Consider the following 21,110-nt stretch of genomic DNA (forward strand, 5'->3'; position numbering starts at 1 on the left):
ACGCAGGATACGCGCCAGCAGTTGCACCTCTTCGCTACGCCGATACGCCTCTGGATAGCCCATGTACATCGGCACCTCGCGCTCGCGCTGATGCCGCAAATCCACTCGGCGCAACCGCCCTGCGGCGAGACCTTGCCGGACCCGATGCATCGGCAGCCAGGCAAACCCCAGCCCGCGCTCGACGAAACTCTCGGCCACCGCCAGGCTGCTCACCGTCCAGCGCTGAGAGGTCCCCAGCCAGCCGCTGTTCTGCGGGTTGCGCGTTCCGGAATCGCGAATCACCACCTGACGATGGTGCTTCATGTCATCCAGGCTCAACTCGCGCCGCACCTGACCCAGTGGATGGCCGGCGCCGACCACGCAGACCAGCGAGACCGTGAGCAGCAACTCCTGCAGGTAACCGGACGGCAAACTGCTGGCAATGCCCAGTTCGACCTTGCCATCCTCCAGCAGCTCGCGGGCACCGGATAGCGCCGTCTCGTACAGGCGGATCCGGTGCTCCTTGTACTGCTCGGCAAAATCCAGCAAGGCCTGCTGCAGCACTTCCATGGGAAACAGCACATCCACGGCCAGCGCCTGCTCGCTGAACAGCCCCGGCCGGTACTGATCGGCCAGGTGTTCGAGCTTCTGTGCCGCGCCCAACAGGTGCTTGGCCTGGGGCAGCAGCGCCCGGCCCAACGGCGTGAGCACGGCCTTGCGGCCTTCGATGATGAACAGCTCCTGGTCCAGCAGTTGCTCCATGCGGCTGACCGAGTGGCTGACCGCCGACTGAGACTTGAACATATGCTCGCCAGCCTGCTGGAACCCGCCGCACTCCACGGTGCTGACGAACGCTTGCCACTGGTCGAGACTGATCCTGGAAAACACGGTTACCTCCTTGTATGCCGACAAGCGCGGACGACCGTCCTGCACCCGGGCGATTATGCCCGATGCCGCGCAGGCTTGGCCGCAGGTCGGAACCACCACCCCTGCTGCATGCCCGCCGCGGCCAGCAGGATCAGCCCTACCCCCAGCCACTGCAGCGCCGCCAGGCGATGACCGAAGGCCACCCAGTCGACCAGGATCGCCGCAATCGGATAGATGAACGACAGCGCTCCGGTCACTGCCGTCGGCAGGCGCTGGATGGCGCTGTACAACAACACGTACATCAAGCCGGTGTGGACGATACCTAGCGTCACCAGGCTGCCCAGCGCCTGCGGCTCAGCCGGCAGTCCACCCAGCTTGACCCAGGGCGCCAGCAGCAGCACCCCGGTACTGACCTGAATCAGCGCGATCACATGCGGGGGCGTGCCTGTCAGGCGCTTGATGATCAGCGCCGCCACGGCGTACAGGAAGGCCGCGCCCAGCGCCAGGGCGATGCCTTGCAGATAATCGCCAGCGCCTGCCTGCCCGGCGCCATGGGCGCCGACGATGGCCAGCATGCCGAGGAAAGCGACACTGAGCCAGGTGAGCTTGGCCAAGGTGATCTTCTCGCCCAGGAACAACGCCGCCAACCCGACCAGCATGAATGGCTGGACGTTGTACACCGCAGTACCGATGGCGATGGATGCTCGAGAGTATGAGGCAAACAGCAGCACCCAGTTGCCGACGATCGCCACGCCACTGGCCACGGCCAGGAGGAAGGTGGCCCGCGTCAGTACACCAGGCCTGAGAAAGCCCATGCCAGCGCAGATGCACAGCAAGGTCACGGCGCCGAACACGCAACGCCAGAACACCACCTCCAGCACCGGCTGCCCGGACACCAGCACGAACCAGCCAATGGTCCCGGAGATCAGCATGGCGGCGATCATTTCCAGCGATCCACGGCGCAGCGAATTATCCATCTCATGTCTCCTTTCGATGATGGACACAGTATGCGGAGGGCGACCTCAGCCCTCCAGTGGATATCGAAGGCAAAACATGAGTACAACCTCTACTATCAAGGTCGATCACGCCAATCGCCTAACGAGGTATCCATGACCGACGATATCGACCAACTGCTGATCAATGCCCTCATGGAGGACTCCCGCCGCTCGCTCAAGGCCCTGGCACAGATCACCGGGTTGTCGGCGCCCAGCGTCAGTGAACGACTGCGCAAGCTCGAGGAGCGTGGTGTTCTGCGCGGTTATACCGTGGAGGTGGACCCGCGCTGCTTCGGCTACCAGTTGCAGGCCATCGTGCGCATTCGCCCGTTGCCGGGACAGTTGCAGGAGGTGGAGCGGCAAATCGTGGCCATTGCCGAATTCACCGAGTGCGACAAGGTGACGGGCGAGGATTGCTTCATCGCGCGCCTGCACGTGCGCTCGATGGAGCAATTGGACACCCTGCTCGACCGATTGAATGTGCTCGCCGAAACCAATACCGCGATCATCAAGAAGACCCCGGTGAAACGACGGCTGCCACCCATGACGTGAAGCGTGGGCCGTTGACGCCAGCACTTCGCTGCAGGCGTTCAGGCGGCGACATCCTACAGACAGCAGAATCGTGTACACAAGAATGTCACTATAAGTGCCATTTTTGTGTGCAATACCCCTCGGTAACGCCCCAATAAGTTACACACTTCACACAACAAAAATTGACTAATTGATCAACTAAATCTGCCCTTCAAAAAATAAACCTGCTCAATTGGTCAACTTATATTTCCTTTATTTCATTTAGTTATCTTTCAACAAGATAGTTCTCAAAAATTGCCATCCTGAGCATCCGTTATTCGCTGGCATGGAACTGGCTTTTGTGTGCCTGTGTTTTGTATACAAAGTTGACGAAACATAAATACACAATAACCCGCAGCGTCGCTCCAGTGGCGACCGTTGCGCCCAGAACCCAGAGATGCCAACGCCTGCACCGACGAGATGGCGAGCCCGTGCGCCAGCGCCCGCTCATCGCAGTCACACGCATCAGGAGCCGCCGGAATGAGTAGCAGTCTCCCCCTTGCCCCTGAACTTTCCGTTGCCACGCCCTCCTCTCCCACCGCCCTCGACGGCCATGCGGTCGACCTCGAACTCAGCCCACGCCTGCATAACCGCGACCTGGCCCCGACCAAACTCGAAGGTCGCCGCTGGGGTGGCTACAGCATCTTCGCGCTGTGGACCAACGACGTGCACAACATCGCCAACTACTCCTTCGCCATGGGATTGTTCGCCCTTGGCCTCGGGGGTTGGCAGATCTTCCTGTCACTGGCGATCGGCGCGGCGCTCGTGTACTTCTTCATGAACCTGTCCGGCTACATGGGGCAGAAGACCGGCGTACCCTTCCCGGTGATCAGCCGTATCGCGTTCGGCATCCATGGCGCGCAGATCCCGGCGTTGATCCGTGCGGTGATCGCCATCGCCTGGTTCGGCATCCAGACCTACCTGGCCTCGGTGGTCCTGCGTGTGCTGTTGACCGCAATCTGGCCGCAAGTGGCGGCCTACGACCAGGACAGCATCCTCGGGCTGTCGAGCCTGGGCTGGATATGCTTCGTGGCGATCTGGCTGGTACAGCTGGTGATCCTCGCCTACGGCATGGAGATGGTGCGCCGCTATGAAGCCTTCGCCGGCCCGGTGATCCTGCTGACCGTGGCCAGCCTGGCGGTGTTCATGTACTTCCAGGCCGACGCCCGCATCGCCTGGTCGGTCGCCGAACCCCTGACCGGCTACGAGATGTGGCGCAACATCTTCGCCGGCGGCGCCCTGTGGCTGGCGATCTACGGCACCCTGGTGCTCAATTTTTGCGACTTCGCCCGTTCCTCGCCATGCCGCAAGACCATCCGCGTGGGCAACTTCTGGGGCCTGCCGGTGAACATCCTGGTGTTCGCCGCCATCACCGTAGTGCTGTGCGGCGCGCAGTTCCAGATCAACGGCCAGATCATCGACAGCCCCACGCAGATCGTCGCCAGCATCCCCAACACCGCCTTCCTGGTACTGGGCTGCCTGGCCTTCCTGATCGTCACCGTGGCGGTGAACATCATGGCCAATTTCGTCGCGCCGGCCTTCGTGCTGAGCAACCTGGCGCCACGTCACCTCAACTTCCGCCGCGCCGGCCTGATCAGCGCCACCCTGGCCGTGCTGATTCTGCCATGGAACCTCTACAACAGCCCGCTGGTGATCGTGTACTTCCTCTCCGGCCTGGGCGCCCTGCTCGGCCCGCTGTACGGCGTGATCATGGCCGACTACTGGCTGCTGCGTAAGGGCCGCATCAACGTGCCCGAGCTGTACAGCGAAAACCCCAACGGTGCGTACCACTACAGCCGTGGCGTCAACCTGCGCGCCGTGGCGGCATTCCTTCCCGCCGCGCTGCTGGCCATCCTCCTGGCCCTGGTGCCCAACTTCCATGGTGTCGCGCCGTTTTCCTGGCTGATCGGTGCCGGCATCGCCGCCGCCGTGTACCTGCTGATCGCGCCGCGTCACGGCCAGTACCACGACGTCAGCGGCGAAAGCATCGCCGTCGACCACAGCAGCCACTGATCCAGGGAGATCTGACATGCGTATTCTGATCGCCAACGTCAACACCACCGAAGCCATCACCGAAGCCATCGCCGAGCAGGCACGCAGCGTCGCCGCACCAGGCACCGAGATCGTCGGCCTGACCCCCTGGTTCGGCGCCGAGTCGGTCGAGGGCAACTTCGAAAGCTACCTTGCCGCCATCGCCGTGATGGACCGGGTGCTGGCCTACGACCAGCCCTATGATGCAGTGATCCAGGCCGGCTACGGCGAGCATGGTCGCGAAGGTTTGCAGGAGCTGCTGAACGTGCCGGTGGTGGACATCACCGACGCAGCCGCCAGTACCGCCATGTACCTGGGGCACGCCTACTCGGTAGTGACCACCCTGGACCGCACCGTGCCGTTGATCGAGGATCGCCTCAGACTCTCCGGCCTGTACGAGCGCTGCGCCTCGGTACGCGCCAGTGGCCTGGCGGTGCTGGAACTGGAGGCCGACCCTGTGCGCGCAGTGCAAGCCATCGTTGACCAGGCCGAGCGCGCCGTGCGCGAGGACAAGGCCGAGGTGATCTGCCTGGGCTGCGGCGGGATGGCCGGGCTGGACGAGCAGATCCGCCAGCGCACCGGGGTGCCGGTGGTGGATGGGGTGAGCGCGGCGGTGACCATTGCCGAGTCGTTGGTGCGGATGGGCTTGAGCACTTCGAAGGTGCGCACCTATGCCACGCCGAGGGCGAAAAAGGTAGTGGGCTGGCCGATGCGCTTGGGCCGCTGATCCATTCGTAGATACCCCATCGCCGGGCAGACCCGCTCCCACCAGTCGACTTCGTGGGGACGGGTTTGTCCCGATGATACCGGCACATTCAACTCAACATACTCGCCATGCGCTCGCCACTACCGCAGGCCAGGGTGAAGCCCAATGCGCCATGTCCCAGGTTCAACCACAGGTTGCGATAGTGCGTGGAGCCAATGATCGGCACGCCGGTCGGGGTCGCCGGCCGCATTCCCGCCCATTCTACCGCCTGCCCGTACTCGGCGGCCCGCGGCAAGGTCTCCCGGGCGAGCCGGCGCATGCTCATCAGCCTGCCGGCATCCACCGACTCGTCGTAGCCGACGATATCCACCATCGCCGCCACCCGTAGCTGATCATCCAACCGGGCATAGACGATCTTGCGCTCGTAGTCGGTGATGCTCACCTCGGGTGCCCGATGTGCAGCGCTGACGGGCGCGGTCAAGCTGTAGCCCTTGAGTGGATAGAGCGGCAAGTTCAAGCCAGGCAATGCCAGGCCGGCACTACGGTGCCCGGCACTGAGCACCAGTCGCTGAACCTCCAGCCGCTCATCGCCCAGTTGCAGCGCGACCACACGATCATCGCGCGGTATCAGCCGCGTCACCGGACGCCCCAGGTGCAACCGGAACCGCCCTGACGCCTGCAAGTGCTCGACCAGGCGCAGGCAGAAGCGGTGGCAATCGGCGACCTCCTCGTCCGGGGTGAGCACACCGCCAACGAAGGGCGCATCGACCAGGGCCGAATCGAGTCCGCGTAGTTCGGCGCCGCCCAGTACCCGTTGGCAGGCGGGATCGAGCAGGTGTTCACGCCCTTGGGCAAATGCCCGTTGCGTGCGGAACGCGACGAGCTTGCCGTTGCGCCGCCAGGCGAAACCCTCCAGGTGGTCCTCCTCCCGCCAGCGCCCCAGAACTGCCTGGCTTTCCAACGCCAGGGCCAGCAGTTGTGCGGCATTACGGCGATTGACGCGCGTGCGGCAAGCCATCACAAAGGACGCCAGCCAACGCCATTGCGCCGGGTCAAGGCGCAAGCGCAGGCGCAACGGCGAGTCTCCCCGCAGCAACCAACCGAGGGCCTGCCACGGCACGCCGGCGTCGGCGAGCGGCGCCACATAGCGGTACGAAAGCTGCCCGCCGTTGGCGTAGCTGGTCGCACTGGCCAGGCTGTCGCGAGCCTCGATCAGGTCGACCGAAAAACCCCTTCGCACCAGCGCATAAGCCGTCGCCAGGCCGACCACGCCACCGCCGATCACTGTCACCCGCTGGTCCATCCGCTCATCCCTGTACCGATCTGAAAGTCGGACAGTAACAGCAGGTCAGGTCGGGCAGCCAGGCTCGCCATTACCGAGGCCTTGGGACAGCTCGCGGCTGAGCAGGCTCGCCTTGCCGTCGCGCCAAGTCAGGGTCAGTACATAGAGCGTGTCGAAATCATCCCGACTCCAGTCATCGGCGATCCGCCACTCCTCGCCCAGGGCCTTGCCGGCCACCGTATTGATCAACTCCGGGAGGTAACCGCGAGACCAGGCGGTGTAGACCGTTGCGTTACGGTACTTGTTGCCCAGGAGCTCGTCCGCCAGTGCGTCGGTATCGTTGGCACCGAAGTCGATGTTGACCGGCAGACCGAGGCGGATGGCGCTGGGGCTGATGGTGATCAGGGGGCGGATATAGCTGTAGCGTTGATCCTCGCTGCCTTCCTCGACATGCCGCGAGGGGTTGGCGGCGAACACGTAATCGGCCTCGCCGAAACGCTCGGGCAGCAGCGTGGCGAGGTCCAGGGCGCGATTGAGCCCCTGGCAGTTCAACTGGCCCAGGCCCTCGCCGGGTTTTTCGGCATGACGCAGAAAGACCAGCGTCTGGGTGCCATCCACTGGCTGCGCCCGGCTTTCGACGACATCCAGGGCCAGCGGCAAGACCGCGGCAGCCAGCGCCAGGCTCAGCAGCAAGTGACGACGACGGCGGAGGAACGGAGGAAACTTCATCGGTGACAGGCTCTTGTGGATGAGGGTAGCGGGTTGCCCTGCCACATTGCCCCTCGCAGCCTGAGCTGCAGGGCATCCCTGTCGTGGATGCCATCCTGGCCTCAACCCGTGGATTCCTCCCTGACTGCGCGCGCCTTCCTTGGCCGACAGTCATCCTACAGCACAGGTGTTGCTGGAGTGTGTCATCCGGCTCAATCGTCGCGGGTCAACACCTCAAGCAGCTCGATCTCGAAGGTCAGGTCCGAATTCGGTGGGATCGAGCCAACGCTGCGTTCGCCATAACCAAGGTGCGCCGGCACCTGCAAGCGGCGCTTGCCACCCACGCGCATGCCCATCAGCCCCTGGTCCCAGCCCTTGATTACCCGCCCGGTGCCGATCACGCACTGAAACGGCTTGCCACGTGACCAGGAGGAATCGAACTCGCTGCCGTTGGCCAGCCAGCCGGTGTACTGGGTGGTGATCAGCGCGCCCTTGACCACGGCCTTGCCGTTGCCTTCCTGGAGATCGATGACGTGTAGCTCACTGCTCATGGCAGGTTCCTCGAAGCGGTTTTCGTGGCCGCCCTTTTCTCAGGAATGCGCAGGTTTGGCAAGGCGGGGGCGTGTCGGGTCAGGTGAACTGTTCGAAGACCTCCTTGCCGGTCAGCTGTTCGGTCTCGTTCTTGAAGCAGTACCAGGTGGGCTTTTCGTCGACGAAAATCTGCTTGTTGAAATCCCAGTTTTCCTCACCGTCGAGCAGGCCGACAGGGACTGCGTAGAAATCGTTCTGCTTGAGGCGGTAGAACAGGTGCGTGCCGCACCGGCCGCAGAAGCCGCGCTGGGCCCATTCGGATGAGTCATAGACGCTGAGCGCGGGGCCTTCGATAACCGGAGGTTGGCTGCAGTCGACCACCAGCATTGGGCCACCGCCCCATTTACGGCACATGCTGCAGTGGCAGGCGTTGATATGGAGGGTGTCCACGGTAACGGACAAGTGCGTGGCGCCGCAGAGGCAGCTGCCTTGTTTTTCCAGGGGCATGGGGAGCTCCGTGCGGGTTGGGGATTGGAGTATAGGCTTCGGCTTCAAGCATGTGGGTTTCAGTGTCCCCTCAAGGCAACTCCACTTCGACCCGATCCCGCCCCGCCTGCTTGGCCGCGTACACTCCCGCATCCGCGCGCAACAACAACGCATCCGCCCCCTCCCCCGTGCGCCACCCGGCCACACCAAAACTCGCCGTCACCCGCCCCACGCCCTCCACCGGCACATTCCGCACCCCCTGCCACAATTCCAAGGCCAGCAAGCGCGCTTGATCGGCATTGCTTCCCGGACAGAGCACCATGAACTCCTCCCCACCCAGCCGGCAGAACACATCCGTGCGCCGCAACCGCTGTCCGATCCGCTGACACAGGCTGCGCAGCACATGATCCCCCACCGCATGCCCGAACTGATCGTTGATCTGCTTGAAATGGTCGATGTCGAGCATGATCACCGCCAGGTCCAGGCCATCGCGCTGCGCCCGATCCAGCTCGCCGCGCAGACGCTCCTGGAAGAAACGACGGTTATGGATGCCGGTCAACGCATCGGTGACCGACAGTGCCCGCAGTTCTTCCTCCACCCGCTTGAGATCGGAAATGTCCGTCAGGTAGCCATGCCAGAGCGTGCAACCCCGATCACCGATCTCCGGCGTCGCCTCGCCGCGCACCCAGCGTAGGCCCGCCCTGGGCAGGCACACACGGTACTCCTCGCGCCAGGGGGTCAGGTGTTCGGCGGAATAACGCACCGACCGCCGCACCCGCTCCAGATCGTCGGGATGGATACGCTCGAACGCCACCGAGGCATCCTGGCGCAACACGGCAAGGTCTACCTCGTAGATGTCATGCAACCCGGCGCTGGCATAGGGAAAACAGGAATGGCCATCGACATCCACACGGTACTGATAGATTCCGCCGGGAACCTCGGCGCTAAGCTTCTCCAGCAGCCTGTCCCGGGCCGCCAGTGCCTCGTGCACGCGGCGCCGTTCGGTGACATCGATGCAGATCGCCAGATAGCCGACCCAAAGCCCCTGCTCATCCAGGACCGCCGTCACCAGCATGTTGGCCAGCAGATGGCTGCCGTCCTTGCGCACCAATGTCCAATCGGCGGGCTCGCCGCCGCCCTCCTGTACCGTTTCGGCAAACATCGCCTGGCCGGCGCCGATTTCACGGCCGTAACGCACGCTCAGGGCGTGGGCACGCTGAAGCAGCTCGTCAGGCTGGACCAGATCCTCCAGGCGCAAATGCCCCAGCGCCTCACTGGCCGAATAACCCAGCATGCGCTGCGCCCCGGCGTTGAACGTGCCGATCACCCCGCGCAGGCTGGTGGCGATGATCGCCACCTGGGTCGCGGCGTCGAGCACGCTGCGCAGCTGGTTGTGAGTTTCGCGCAACGATTGTTCGCTGACCTGCAACTCGGCGGTACGCCGGGCCACCAGGCCCAGGGCGCGCTGGCGCTGACTGAACAGGCTGTACAACAGGATCGCCAGCAGCACGCTGAGCAGGCCGCCCGAGAGGATCACCACCGGAACCGCCGCAGACTGGTTGGCCGCGAGAAACCCCGGGCTGGGACGGATATCGAGCTGGTAACGATGATCGGCCAGGTGCAGCAGGTAGCTGCTGGCAAGCGCCATCGGCGCAGGTGGCGTGCCCGAATCGAACAGCACCTCGTGACCTGCGTCGGTGGACAGATCGAGTATGCGCATCACCAGATTGTCGTCGGCAGCCGTCGGCAGGCTTTCGGCAATCAGCTGGTGCAGGCTCAGCAACGCCATGACATAACCGCTGGGCAGGCCATCGAGCGGCGCCGAGTCGGCGAACACCGGGGCGACCAACAACAGGCCGCGGGTGTACGTCGGCTCGACATCGAGCATGTCCAGCGGCGCGGATACCGCCATGCTGCCAGGGCTAGAGGCCCGGGCCAGAGTCGCCTCACGCAGGGGCTGTCCACGCAGGTCAAGGCCGTAGGGCTGCCCTTGCGTGCTCGCGGCCTGGGTGTAGAGAACCGGGTAGTGGTAATCGCGCGCGGGAGCAGCCTGCCAGCCGCCCCGCGCGTCCCGGTCGCGAATCTGGTAAGGCTGTCCCAGCCAGGCGCTGGCGCGCCGCTCGAACGCCTCGCGCTGCCCCGCGGCAACCCGCGGCGCCCAGGAGTAGGCCTGGGTACGATGCAGCAGCGGGCGGGCATAGCCATCGAACTCACGCGGCGTGATTTCGCTGGAGTAGTTGAAGAACCGACGCAGGCTGTCCAGGCGCTGCTCCTGCTCCTCGAAGCGCTCGGCGACCCGACTGTGCCGCTCGCTGGCCAGCAGCTCGAAGCGCTGGCGCAGCTGCTGCTTGTAGAAGCCCTGGGTGGCGATGGCCAACGCAGCCGTGAGCAGCGCCCCGGCGACCAGCGCCGCCAGGGCCACACCCCAGGCCGGCAGCTGGTCACCGAACAGGCCAAGGCGCTTCGCGGATTCACCTGGGTTCGGCATGTAGGACTCTCACCAACGTCAGCGTCCTGCGTATTGTCCCGCCCCGTACTGCTTTATAGCCACTGGCCAGCCACCCTGCCATGTACCTCGTCGGCTCAGCGCAGGCGCAATTGCCAGGCGCGATGGATACGGTTGTTGCGGGCGAAGTCCGGGTCCAGGGTCTGGCCGCTGATCTCCTCCACCAGGTAACGCGTCGCCAGGTGCTCGTCGAGCTGGAACTTGCGGAAGTTGTTGGAGAAATACAGCACGCCGCCCGGCGCCAGGCGGGCCATGGCCAGATCGAGCAGCTCGACATGATCACGCTGCACATCGAACACCCCTTCCATGCGCTTGGAATTGGAGAAGGTCGGCGGGTCGATGAAGATCAGGTCGTAGCTGTCCTGGGCATTCTGCAACCAGGCCATGACATCGCTCTGCTCCAGACGGTTACGCTCGGAGAAGCCGTTCAGCGACAGGTTGCGCCGCGCCCAGTCCAGGTAGGTCTTGGACAGGTCGACGCTGGTGGTGCTGCGCGCGCCGCCCTTGGCCGCGTGCACGGTGGCCGTGGCGGTATAGCAGAACAGGTTGAGGAAGCGCTTGCCGGCTGCCTCGCGCTGGATGCGCATGCGCATCGGGCGGTGATCGAGGAACAGGCCGGTGTCCAGGTAGTCGGTGAGGTTGACCAGCAGCTTGACGCCGCCTTCATTCACCTCCTGGAACCGCCCTTCGGTGGCCTGGCGCTCGTACTGGCGCGTGCCGCTCTGCCGCTCGCGACGCTTGAGCACCACACGCTGCGGGTCGACGCCCAGCGCCTGGGGAATCGCCGCCAGGGCATCGAGCAGGCGGGCCTGGGCCTTCTCGGGATCGACCGAACGCGGCGCGGCGTATTCCTGCACATGCACCCAGTCGTGATACAGGTCGACCGCCAGGGCATACTCGGGCATGTCGGCATCGTAGACACGGTAGCAATCGACCTGCTCGCGGCGCGCCCACTTGCCCAGTTGCTTGAAGTTCTTCTGCAGGCGGTTGGCGAACATCTGCGCGCCTTCGGACAAGCGTGCCGGCTCGCTGGCGACCGACGCCTGGCGACCCGGCTCACCCTCGCCGGTGTCCGCCTGGCGACGCTCACCGGTGACGAACTGGTCGGGTTGCACCTTGAACAGCAGCAGCTTGCACGGCAGCGCGCCGTTCCAGAAGGCGTACTGCTTGTGGCTGCGAATGCCCATGCGCTTGCCCAGTTCCGGCGCGCCGGTGAACACCGCCGCTTCCCAGCCCATGCAGGCCTGGCGCAGGCGCTCGCCGAGGTTCTGGTAGAGATACAGCAGGCTGGCCTCGTCGCCCAGGCGCTCACCGTAAGGCGGGTTGCTGATCACCAGACCTTTCTGGTTCTGGTCCGGACGCGGCTCGAAGCTGGCGACCTCGCCCTGGTAGATCTTCACCCAGTCACCCAGGCCTGCGCGCTCGACGTTGTTGCGCCCCGGCTGGATCAGGCGTGGGTCAGCTTCATAGCCCCGGATCCAGAGTGGTGGCTTGGCCAGGCCAGCCTGCGCGCGGGCCTGGGCCTCGTCGTGCACCTTGCGCCACAGCGCCGGCACATGGCCGAGCCAGGCGCTGAAGCCCCAGCGCTCGCGCTTGAGGTTGGGCGCGATGTCGGCGGCGATCATCGCCGCCTCGACCAGGAAGGTACCCACACCGCACATCGGGTCGGCCAGGGCGCCACCTTGAGCGGCGATGCGTGGCCAGCCGGCGCGGATCAGCACCGCCGCGGCGAGGTTTTCCTTGAGCGGCGCCGCGCCTTGCTGCAGGCGGTAGCCGCGCTGATGCAGACTGTGGCCGGAGAGATCGAGGGAAAGGATCGCCTCGCCACGGTCCAGGCGCAGGTGCACGCGCACATCCGGATCGACCTTCTCCACCGACGGGCGCAGGCCCTCGCGGTTGCGCAGCTTGTCGACGATCGCATCCTTGACCTTGAGGGCGCCGAAATGGGTGTTGTCGATGCCCGAGCCGTGGCCGCTGAACTCCACTGCCAGGGTGCCGTCGGCGGCCAGGTGATCGGCCCAGTCGAGCGCATGCACGCCGTCGTAAAGGTCGTCGGCGTTCTTCATCGGGAAGCGCTTGAGCACCAGCAGCACACGGTTGGCCAGACGCGACCACAGGCACAGGCGGTAGGCGGTTTCCATGTCGGCGGCGCCACGGATGGCCGAGGTGTGTTCACGCACTTCGGTCAGGCCCAGGGTGCGGGCCTCTTCGGCGAGCAGGCCTTCAAGGCCTTTGGGGCAGGTGAGGTAGAGTTCGAAACGGTCCGACATGAGCAATCCAGAGCCTTGGGCTAGGTAAGTGACAGACCGACGCATCGACCTGCCGATGTTTGCCCGCACGCCCTTCCAGCAGGCGCCCGGGTGGCCTGCGAGCCATCTCGCAAGGCCAGGCCGCCCGACGTTCCAGACGCTCGCCGGCTGGCAGAAAAGCGTTGGATCGTCGGGCAGTGTGAAAATTTCGTGGACAAGGGATCCAGATATGACCCTTCGTCGCATTACCAAATATTACTGTCATCATCCAGCAACGCTGGCCAAATGACGTCAAAGATCACTAAACCCTGATCATAGCGGGCTCAACGGCAAACAAGGTTGAGTCGCATTTATTTACTTATCCTTTCACCCTCGGAAAGGTTACGTCCTTATGACAAATCGATCATTCACACTGTGACCCGCATTCGTTAGAACTGGTCTCAGGCCGCCTCGCAATGGGGCGGCACTTTCAGCCCGCGACGCCGGCAGCGGGCGCACACCGGCAGAACGATTCTGCCCGGCCTCGGAGAGGCCGACGGGACATTACAGTCAACAAGTGAGGGCAACACCCTATGAGAAGACTTAAGCGTGATCCGTTGGAAAGAGCATATTCACGTGGCTACCAATATGGAGTCACCGGCAAATCCCGCGAGCTTTGCCCCTTCAATCTACCGTCTGTACGCCAAGCCTGGATCAACGGCTGGCGCGAAGGTCGCGGCGATAACTGGGACGGCATGACCGGCACCGCTGGCATCCATAGACTCAACGAAAATCACGCCGTTGGCTGAACGAGGACACTGAATTCGAGTCACCCATGCGCGCCCCATCCGGGCGGCGGGCTGCGGCCCAGGGGGTCCCTTGAGGGCCCCCTTTTTTATGGGCCCGATTTGTGTACCTGTAGGAGCGAAAGCGCCCTCGAGATCACCTCGGCATCGCGGCAATGGCATCCACGGCCTCGCGGATCAGCGTCGGCCCCTTGTAGATGAAACCCGAATAGATCTGCACCAGACTCGCGCCAGCTGCGATCTTTTCTGCCGCATGACGGCCTTCGGTGATCCCACCTGCGGCGATGATCGGCAGTTTACCGCCCAGCTCGCTCGCCAGCACCTTCACGATGTGGGTGCTCTTTTCCAGCACCGGAGCCCCGGACAGGCCGCCCGCCTCCCCGCCAAACGGCAGGCCCTCGACCCCTTCACGGCCCAAAGTGGTGTTGGTAGCGATCACCGCATCCATCCCCGACTCGACCAACGCGGCCGCCACCAGCGCGGTTTCCTCGTCGCTCATGTCCGGTGCGATCTTGATCGCCAGCGGCACACGCTTGCCATTGGCCGCTGCCAGTTGCTCACGACGCTCGGCCAGGGCATCGAGCAGTTGCTTGAGCGAGTCGCCGAACTGCAGCGTGCGCAGGCCCGGCGTATTGGGGGAGCTGACGTTGACGGTGATGTAGCTGGCGTCGTTGTAGACCTTTTCCAGGCAGATCAGGTAATCGTCCTGTGCCCGCTCGACCGGTGTGTCAAAGTTCTTGCCGATGTTGATGCCCAGCACGCCGTCATAGCGCGCAGCACGCACCCGCGCCAGCAGGTGATCGACACCCAGGTTGTTGAAGCCCATGCGGTTGATGATCGCGGTGGCCTCCGGCAGGCGGAACAGCCGCGGCTTCGGGTTGCCCGGCTGCGGGCGCGGCGTCACGGTGCCGATCTCGACGAAGCCGAAGCCCAGCTGGGCGAATCCGTCGATGGCCGCGCCGTTCTTGTCCAGGCCCGCCGCGAGGCCGACCGGGTTGGCGAAGTTCAAGCCCATGACCGTTACCGGCAACGCCGCCGGCTGCTTGCACAGCAGGCCATTCAGACCCAGACGGCCACCGGCGCCGATCAGATCGAGCGACAGGTCGTGGGAGGTTTCCGGGGAGAGCTTGAACAACAGCTGGCGGGCCAGGGTATACATGGGCGGGCGGACTCGCGGTGAGTGAGGGGGCGATTATAGCTAGCGCGCCGCCCGGACGACAGGGCCATGGCACATGGGTTGCAGCATCAGCCTCATGCAGCCCTTGCAAACGCCCGAGGATATTCGTGAACACACCTCTCCCGACACTGCCCCTGGCCTGGGTCAATGGCAGCGACGCGCCGGAAAAGCACAGCCTGGACATCGGTTTCATGGCCCTGACCGACTGCGCCTCGGTGGTGGTCGCCGCCACCCAGGGCTTCGCCCAGCAACAGGGCCTGACCCTCAACCTGCGACGCCAGACCTCATGGGCCAGCCTGCGCGACAAACTGGTCAGCGGCGAACTGGACGCCGCCCACTGCCTGTACGGACTGGCCTATGCCGTGCACCTGGGAGTTGGCGGCGGACCAGCCAGCGACATGGCGGTGCTCATGGGACTGAACCAGAACGCCCAGGCGATCAACCTTTCCCCCGCCCTGCAACGCAAAGGCGTGACCAGCCCCGAGGCACTGGCCCGGCTCGTGCACCAGGGTGGCGCACGCCTGACCTTCGCCCAGACCTTCCCCACCGGCACCCATGCCATGTGGCTGTATTACTGGCTGGCCAGCCAGGGCATCCATCCGCTGCGCGACGTGAACAGCGTGGTGGTGCCGCCGGCGCAGATGGTCGCTCACCTGCAGGCCGGGCGCATCGACGGCTTCTGCGTGGGTGAACCTTGGGCTGCGAATGCCATCGCCCAGGGTCAGGGATTCACCCTGGCCACCAGCCAGTCGATCTGGCCGGACCATCCGGAAAAGGTACTGGCCTGCGCCCGAGGTTTCGTCGAGTGCTACCCCAACAGCGCGCGGGCGTTGATCAAGGCGGTACTCGCCGCCGCCCGCTTCATCGAGCAAAACCAGGAAAACCGGCATGGAACGGCACAATTGCTCAGTGGCAGCGCCTACCTGGACACCCCCGTCACCAGCATCGAGCCGCGTCTGCGCGGTGACTACCAGGACGGCCTGGGCAATTGCTGGCACGACCCTCATGGCTTGCGCCTTTTCGACCAAGGCCGGGCCAACCTGCCCTACCTGTCCGACGGCATGTGGTTCATGACCCAGTTCCGCCGCTGGGGCCTGTTGCGTGAAGACCCCGACTACCTGGCCGTGGCCGGCCAGGTCCAGCAACTGGCGCTGTACCGCGAAGCCGCCGAGGCATTGGCTGTGCCCTGCGCCGACCCGCCCATGCGCAGCAGCCTGCTGATCGATGGCAGTCGCTGGGATGGCAGCGACCCTCAGGGCTATGCGCGCAGTTTCCGGCTGCACGCCCTGGACGCTGCGCCCGACCGACTCGCCAGCCGTTGAGGGCCTGAGCATGATGCGCATCCTGCTGATCGACGACACCGAAAAGAAAGTCGGCCGCCTCAAGGCCGCGTTGAGCGAGGCCGGTTTCGACGTGATAGAAGCCAGCAGCCTCAGCATCGACCTGCCCGCCTGTATCGAAACGGTGCGCCCGGACGTGGTGCTGATCGATACCGAGTCGCCGGGCCGCGATGTGATGGAACAGGTGGTGCTGGTCAGCCGCGATCATCCCCGCCCCATCGTGCTGTTCACCGACGAACACGACCCAGGGGTGATGCGCCAGGCGATTCAGGCCGGGGTCAGTGCCTACATCGTCGAGGGCATCCACGCGGCGCGCCTGCGGCCGATCCTCGACGTGGCCATGGCCCGCTTCGAAAGCGACCAGGCGCTCAGGGCCCAGCTGCTGGCCCGCGACCAGCAACTGGCCGAACGCAAGCGCATCGAGCAAGCCAAGGGGCTGCTGATGAAGATGAAGGATTGCAACGAGGAACAGGCCTATACCCTGATGCGCCGCCAGGCCATGAGCCGGCAGCAAAAGCTGATCCAGGTGGCGGAACAGATCATCGCCATGGCGCAGATGCTTGGGTAGCGCAGGGAGCCAGCTCGAGGGCGGGCTTGCCAACAGCATCAGACTTGGCCCGGCTCTTGCTCAAGCCTATGCCAGGCAGCCAACGGCGGTTGCCCCATACCCCGACAAAGACGTCGCGCCCCTCCACGCCAGTGGACCGGGCAGCGGCGTCTTTTCGTTTCCGCCACTGTGCTGTGCGCCCTACGAGGTGTCCGATGAATACGAGCTTCTGGAAATCCGGGCATGTGCCCACCCTGTTCGCCGCCTTCCTGTATTTCGACCTCAGCTTCATGGTCTGGTACCTGCTCGGCCCCCTGGCGGTGCAGATCGCCGCCGACCTGCAGCTCACCGCCCAGCAACGGGGCCTGATGGTGGCCACGCCGATCCTCGCCGGCGCGATACTGCGCTTCGCCATGGGTCTGCTGGTCGATCGCCTGTCGCCCAAGACCGCCGGGCTGATTGGCCAGGTCGTGGTGATCGTCGCCCTGGCGTGCGCCTGGTACCTGGGTGTGAACAGCTACGAACAGGCGCTGCTGCTGGGCGTGTTCCTCGGCTTTGCCGGTGCCTCGTTCGCCGTGTCCCTGCCGCTGGCCTCGCAATGGTACCCACCGCAGCACCAAGGCAAGGCCATGGGCATCGCCGGCGCCGGCAACTCCGGGACGGTGTTCGCCGCACTGCTGGCTCCCGCCCTGGCGGCGGGCTTCGGCTGGAACAACGTATTCGGCTTCGCCGTGCTGCCACTGCTGCTGACCCTGGCGCTGTTCGCCCTGCTGGCACGCAATGCCCCGCAGCGGCCAAAACCCAAGGCCATGGCCGACTACCTCAAGGCCCTCGGTGATCGCGACAGCTGGTGGTTCATGTTCTTCTACAGCGTGACCTTCGGCGGCTTCATCGGCCTGGCCAGCGCCCTGCCCGGCTATTTCAGCGACCAGTACGGCCTGAGTCCGGTGACCGCCGGCTACTACACCGCCGCCTGCGTGTTCGCCGGCAGCCTGATGCGCCCGCTCGGTGGCGCCCTGGCCGACCGCTACGGCGGCATTCGCACCTTGCTGGCGATGTACGGCGTGGCCGCCGTGTGCATCGCCGCGGTGGGCTTCAACCTGCCAAGCGCAACGGCGGCACTGGCGCTGTTCGTCAGTGCCATGCTGGGCCTGGGTGCCGGCAACGGCGCGGTGTTCCAACTGGTGCCGCAACGTTTTCGCCAGGAAATCGGTGTGATGACCGGATTGATCGGCATGGCCGGGGGCATTGGCGGCTTCCTCCTCGCCGCCGGGCTGGGCGCCATCAAGCAGCACACCGGTGACTACCAGATCGGTCTCTGGCTGTTCGCCAGCCTTGGCGTGTTCGCCTGGTTCGGCCTGCATGGCGTGAAACTGCGCTGGCGCACCACCTGGGGCTCGGCCGCCATCACTTCGGCCCGTGTCTGAGGACACATCATGAACCTGCAGCTGACCTTCGCCCAGGCCAGCGCCACCGGGCCGCGCACGGAAAACCAGGATGCCCTGCGCCTGGTCACGCCCGCGCCGGAGCTGGCGGCCAGCAAGGGCTACCTGTGCGCCCTCGCCGACGGCGTCAGCCAATGCGCCGATGGCGGCCTGGCTGCCCGGGCCAGCCTGCAGGCCCTGGCCCTGGACTACTACGCCACGCCCGCCACCTGGGGCGTGCCCCAGGCCCTGGATCGACTGCTCATCGCCCAGAACCGCTGGCTGCGCGCCCAGGGCAATGGCCAACCCCTGCTGACCACCCTCAGCGCACTGGTCCTGCGCGGGCGGCGCTTCACCCTGGCCCACGTCGGCGATTGTCGTGTCTACCGTTGGCATGCCGGCCAACTGCGGCGCCTGAGCGAAGACCATGTCTGGGACCAGCCCGGCATGCAGCACGTACTCAAACGAGCGCTGGGCCTGGACCAACATCTGCTGGTCGACTATCTGGAAGGCGAGCTGGAGGAAGGCGAATGCTTCGTGCTGCTCAGCGACGGCGTGTGGTCCAGCCTGGGCGACCAGCGCATCCTGTCGATCCTGCGCGAGCATCCCGACCTGCAGGATGCCGCGAGCACGTTGGTGGCCACCGCCCATCACAGCGGCAGCCAGGACAATGCCAGCGCACTGCTGGTGCGGGTCGAGCGGCTCGGCGCAAGCAACCTGGGCGATACCCTGGCGCAGTTGCGCCAATGGCCAGTGCCCGGCCCGTTGCGTGACGGCCAGGTGATCGACGGCTGGAGGGTCGACGAGCTGCTGGCCCACAGCCGGCAATCGCTGCTGTATCGGGTGCACAACGGCCAGGGCCAGGCCTGGCTGCTCAAGACCCTGCCTCAAGGGCGCGAACAGGAGTCGGGAGCGGCCCAGGACCTGCTGCTGGAGGAATGGTTTCTGCGCCGGGTAGCGGGACGCCACTTTCCCGAGGTCCACCCGGCGGGCCAGCGTCAGCACCTGTATTACCTGATGCGCGAATACCCGGGCGCGACCCTCGCCGAGCTGTTCGAAGCCAGTGGCCCAATGCCCCTGCCGCAATGGCTGGAAATCGCCCGTCAGCTACTGCAAGCCGTCGGCGTGCTGCACCGGCGCAACTTGCTGCACCGCGACATCAAGCCGGAGAACCTGCATCTGGGCAACGACGGCCAGCTGCGCCTGCTCGACTTCGGCCTGGCGTACTGCCCCGGCCTGTCCGAGGACCAACCGCACGATCTACCCGGCACGCCTTCCTACATTGCCCCGGAGGCATTCGACGGCCTGCCGCCGAACCCGCGCCAGGATCTCTATGCTGTGGGTGTGACCCTCTACCAGCTCCTGACCGGCCACTATCCCTATGGCGAAGTGGAAGCCTTTCAGCGTCCGCGCTTCGGCACGCCTGTCAATCCCGGCCGCTACCGCCCCGATCTGCCGGAATGGCTGCAGAGCAACCTCGAACAGGCCGTGGCTGCCAATCCGACACGACGTTTCGAGACTGCCGAACAATGGCTGCTGCTGCTCGAGCGCGGCGACTGTCAGGCACTGCCGGCGCGAACGCTGCCGCTGCTTGAGCGCGAACCGCTGAAGGTCTGGCGCACCCTGGCGCTGCTTTCCCTGCTATTGAACCTGATGCTGCTGCTCGTCTTGCTCAAAGGTTGAAGAGGCAAGGACGCGAGGGCGAAGCGCAGCGCCTGCGTCACGGCGGAACCCGCTGCCACAGGCAAAGAAAAACCCGGCCGAGGCCGGGTTTTTCGTGAAGCGTCAAACCAATTACTTGGCCTGGGCTTCTACCTGAGCTTCTACGCGACGGTTGACGGCGCGGCCAGCATCGGTGGCGTTGTCGGCGACCGGACGGGTCTCACCGTAGCCAACCGAGTCAACACGGTTGGATTCGATGCCGTACTGCTGGGTCAGGACTTGCTTGACAGCGTTGGCACGACGCTCGGACAGCTTCTGGTTGTAAGCGTCTGGACCGACGGAGTCAGTGTGACCTTCCACGGTGGTGGTGGTCTGTGGGTACTGCTTCATGAAGTCAGCCAGGTTCTTGATGTCGCCGTAGCTGTTAGGCTTGACGACCGACTTGTCGAAGTCGAACTTGACGTCCAGCTCAACGCGAACGACTTCGGCAACAGCCGGGCAGCCATCAGCGTCAACGGTAACGTTGGCTGGGGTGTCAGGGCACTTGTCGACGTTGTCGCAGACGCCGTCGTTGTCGCTGTCGGAGCAGACTTCGGCAACTGGAGCCGGAGCTGGAGCCGGCTTGGCGCCGCCGCTGCCACCGAAGTTCAGACCCAGACCAACGGTCGGACCCCACTCGGTGTTGCCGTTGTCGATGTTGTACATGGCTTCGACGCCGGCACGGGCGAAGAACATGTCGGTGATGTACCACTTGGCGCCAGCGCCAACGTTGGCGAAGGTGGAGTGGTCGCGGCCGCTACGGGTAGCCTGGCCCAGGCTCTCGTGAGCGAAACCAGCGGAGACGTACGGACGCAGTGCGTCGCCTACGGTACCGAAGTGGTAGGTAGCGTCGAGCTTGGTCTTGGAACCTTTGATGTCCTTGTTGAAGACTTCGCCACGAGCATTGTGAGTCTCGTTGTAGCCGAGGTCCAGGGAGACGTCGTCGGTCAGGAAGTAGCCCAGGCGAACACCAGGGTTGGTGCCGTCGTTCTTGAAGTTACGCTCGCTGTCGTAGAACTGCTTGGTAACGTTGCCTTCGATTTCGACTGCGCCTTGGCCTTGAGCCAGAGCGCCGAGCGAAGTCATGGCCACGAGAGAGCCGATGGCCAGGCCCAAGGTGTTTTTCAATTTCATCCGTTAAATCCCCATCTGGTGATAGTTAAGCAGTCCCACCAACATCCGGGGGACAACTCGACGGCAAGTCTAGCAGAACTTGCCGGTTGGTT

The 21,110-nt window shown here is 64.7% G+C and carries 17 protein-coding genes and 1 pseudogene; 8 read left to right on the forward strand and 10 right to left on the reverse strand.

Annotation, left to right across the window (positions count from 1 at the left end; genetic code table 11):
* On the reverse strand, nucleotides 1-867 hold an 867-nt coding region (locus tag N7422_RS18260), incomplete at its 3' end, for a LysR family transcriptional regulator (protein WP_279807867.1).
* A gap of 53 nt (nucleotides 868-920) precedes the next feature.
* The gene (locus N7422_RS18265; RefSeq protein WP_279807868.1) at nucleotides 921-1,823 is read right to left on the reverse strand and encodes a DMT family transporter; all 903 of its coding nucleotides are present in this window, start codon (nucleotides 1,821-1,823) and stop codon (nucleotides 921-923) included.
* Between the two features lie 132 nt (nucleotides 1,824-1,955).
* Here N7422_RS18265 and N7422_RS18270 point away from each other — a divergent pair, with 132 nt between their 5' ends.
* The 3 genes from N7422_RS18270 to N7422_RS18280 all read left to right on the forward strand — a co-directional run bounded on the left by N7422_RS18270 (nucleotide 1,956) and on the right by N7422_RS18280 (nucleotide 5,169).
* On the forward strand, nucleotides 1,956-2,393 hold the full coding sequence (locus tag N7422_RS18270) for an Lrp/AsnC family transcriptional regulator (protein WP_279807869.1): 438 nt from the start codon (nucleotides 1,956-1,958) through the stop codon (nucleotides 2,391-2,393).
* Nucleotides 2,394-2,891: 498 nt separating this feature from the next.
* On the forward strand, nucleotides 2,892-4,424 hold the full coding sequence (locus N7422_RS18275; RefSeq protein WP_279807870.1) for an NCS1 family nucleobase:cation symporter-1: 1,533 nt from the start codon (nucleotides 2,892-2,894) through the stop codon (nucleotides 4,422-4,424).
* A 16-nt stretch (nucleotides 4,425-4,440) separates the two neighbouring features.
* A complete protein-coding gene (locus N7422_RS18280; RefSeq protein ID WP_279807871.1) occupies nucleotides 4,441-5,169 on the forward strand; it encodes an aspartate/glutamate racemase family protein in 729 nt (242 codons plus the stop codon).
* An 88-nt stretch (nucleotides 5,170-5,257) separates the two neighbouring features.
* On the opposite strand, the pseudogene N7422_RS18285 reads toward N7422_RS18280, so the two are convergent.
* From N7422_RS18285 to rlmKL, 6 genes and pseudogenes are all read right to left on the reverse strand, one after another.
* Nucleotides 5,258-6,463, reverse strand: a pseudogene (locus N7422_RS18285) (FAD-dependent oxidoreductase); the annotation flags it as partial.
* Nucleotides 6,464-6,496: 33 nt separating this feature from the next.
* Nucleotides 6,497-7,159 carry a histidine phosphatase family protein gene (locus tag N7422_RS18290; RefSeq protein ID WP_279807873.1) on the reverse strand — a complete coding sequence of 221 codons (663 nt, stop codon included), beginning with the start codon at nucleotides 7,157-7,159 and terminating at the stop codon, nucleotides 6,497-6,499.
* 191 nt (nucleotides 7,160-7,350) lie between these two features.
* On the reverse strand, nucleotides 7,351-7,689 hold the full coding sequence (locus tag N7422_RS18295) for an FKBP-type peptidyl-prolyl cis-trans isomerase (protein ID WP_279807874.1): 339 nt from the start codon (nucleotides 7,687-7,689) through the stop codon (nucleotides 7,351-7,353).
* 79 nt (nucleotides 7,690-7,768) lie between these two features.
* Complete coding sequence (locus N7422_RS18300; RefSeq protein ID WP_279807875.1) at nucleotides 7,769-8,176, reverse strand: GFA family protein; 408 nt, start codon at nucleotides 8,174-8,176, stop codon at nucleotides 7,769-7,771.
* 70 nt (nucleotides 8,177-8,246) lie between these two features.
* Entirely contained in the window at nucleotides 8,247-10,643 is a 2,397-nt protein-coding gene (locus N7422_RS18305; RefSeq protein ID WP_279807876.1) for a diguanylate cyclase, read from the reverse strand.
* A 95-nt stretch (nucleotides 10,644-10,738) separates the two neighbouring features.
* Complete coding sequence (rlmKL, locus tag N7422_RS18310) at nucleotides 10,739-12,931, reverse strand: bifunctional 23S rRNA (guanine(2069)-N(7))-methyltransferase RlmK/23S rRNA (guanine(2445)-N(2))-methyltransferase RlmL (protein WP_279807877.1); 2,193 nt, start codon at nucleotides 12,929-12,931, stop codon at nucleotides 10,739-10,741.
* Nucleotides 12,932-13,482: 551 nt separating this feature from the next.
* On the opposite strand from rlmKL, the gene N7422_RS18315 reads away from it, so the two are divergent.
* Nucleotides 13,483-13,698 carry a ribosome modulation factor gene (locus tag N7422_RS18315; RefSeq protein WP_003248687.1) on the forward strand — a complete coding sequence of 72 codons (216 nt, stop codon included), beginning with the start codon at nucleotides 13,483-13,485 and terminating at the stop codon, nucleotides 13,696-13,698.
* Nucleotides 13,699-13,831: 133 nt separating this feature from the next.
* On the opposite strand, the gene N7422_RS18320 is transcribed toward N7422_RS18315, so the two are convergent.
* Nucleotides 13,832-14,854 (reverse strand): quinone-dependent dihydroorotate dehydrogenase, encoded by a 1,023-nt coding sequence (locus N7422_RS18320; RefSeq protein ID WP_279807878.1) that lies wholly within the window; start codon nucleotides 14,852-14,854, stop codon nucleotides 13,832-13,834.
* A 125-nt stretch (nucleotides 14,855-14,979) separates the two neighbouring features.
* On the opposite strand from N7422_RS18320, the gene N7422_RS18325 reads away from it, so the two are divergent.
* From N7422_RS18325 to N7422_RS18340, 4 genes are all read left to right on the forward strand, one after another.
* Entirely contained in the window at nucleotides 14,980-16,194 is a 1,215-nt protein-coding gene (locus N7422_RS18325) for a CmpA/NrtA family ABC transporter substrate-binding protein (protein WP_279807879.1), read from the forward strand.
* A gap of 10 nt (nucleotides 16,195-16,204) precedes the next feature.
* Nucleotides 16,205-16,780, forward strand: a complete 576-nt coding sequence (locus N7422_RS18330; protein ID WP_279807880.1) for an ANTAR domain-containing protein — start codon at nucleotides 16,205-16,207, stop codon at nucleotides 16,778-16,780.
* A 194-nt stretch (nucleotides 16,781-16,974) separates the two neighbouring features.
* A complete protein-coding gene (locus N7422_RS18335; protein WP_279807881.1) occupies nucleotides 16,975-18,186 on the forward strand; it encodes a NarK/NasA family nitrate transporter in 1,212 nt (403 codons plus the stop codon).
* A gap of 9 nt (nucleotides 18,187-18,195) precedes the next feature.
* Nucleotides 18,196-19,866 carry a bifunctional protein-serine/threonine kinase/phosphatase gene (locus N7422_RS18340; protein WP_279807882.1) on the forward strand — a complete coding sequence of 557 codons (1,671 nt, stop codon included), beginning with the start codon at nucleotides 18,196-18,198 and terminating at the stop codon, nucleotides 19,864-19,866.
* A 111-nt stretch (nucleotides 19,867-19,977) separates the two neighbouring features.
* On the opposite strand, the gene N7422_RS18345 is transcribed toward N7422_RS18340, so the two are convergent.
* Nucleotides 19,978-21,018 (reverse strand): OmpA family protein, encoded by a 1,041-nt coding sequence (locus N7422_RS18345; protein WP_279807883.1) that lies wholly within the window; start codon nucleotides 21,016-21,018, stop codon nucleotides 19,978-19,980.
* Between the last annotated feature and the right edge of the window lie 92 nt (nucleotides 21,019-21,110).

Source organism: Pseudomonas sp. GD04091 (genome assembly GCF_029836165.1).
Lineage (GTDB): Bacteria > Pseudomonadota > Gammaproteobacteria > Pseudomonadales > Pseudomonadaceae > Aquipseudomonas.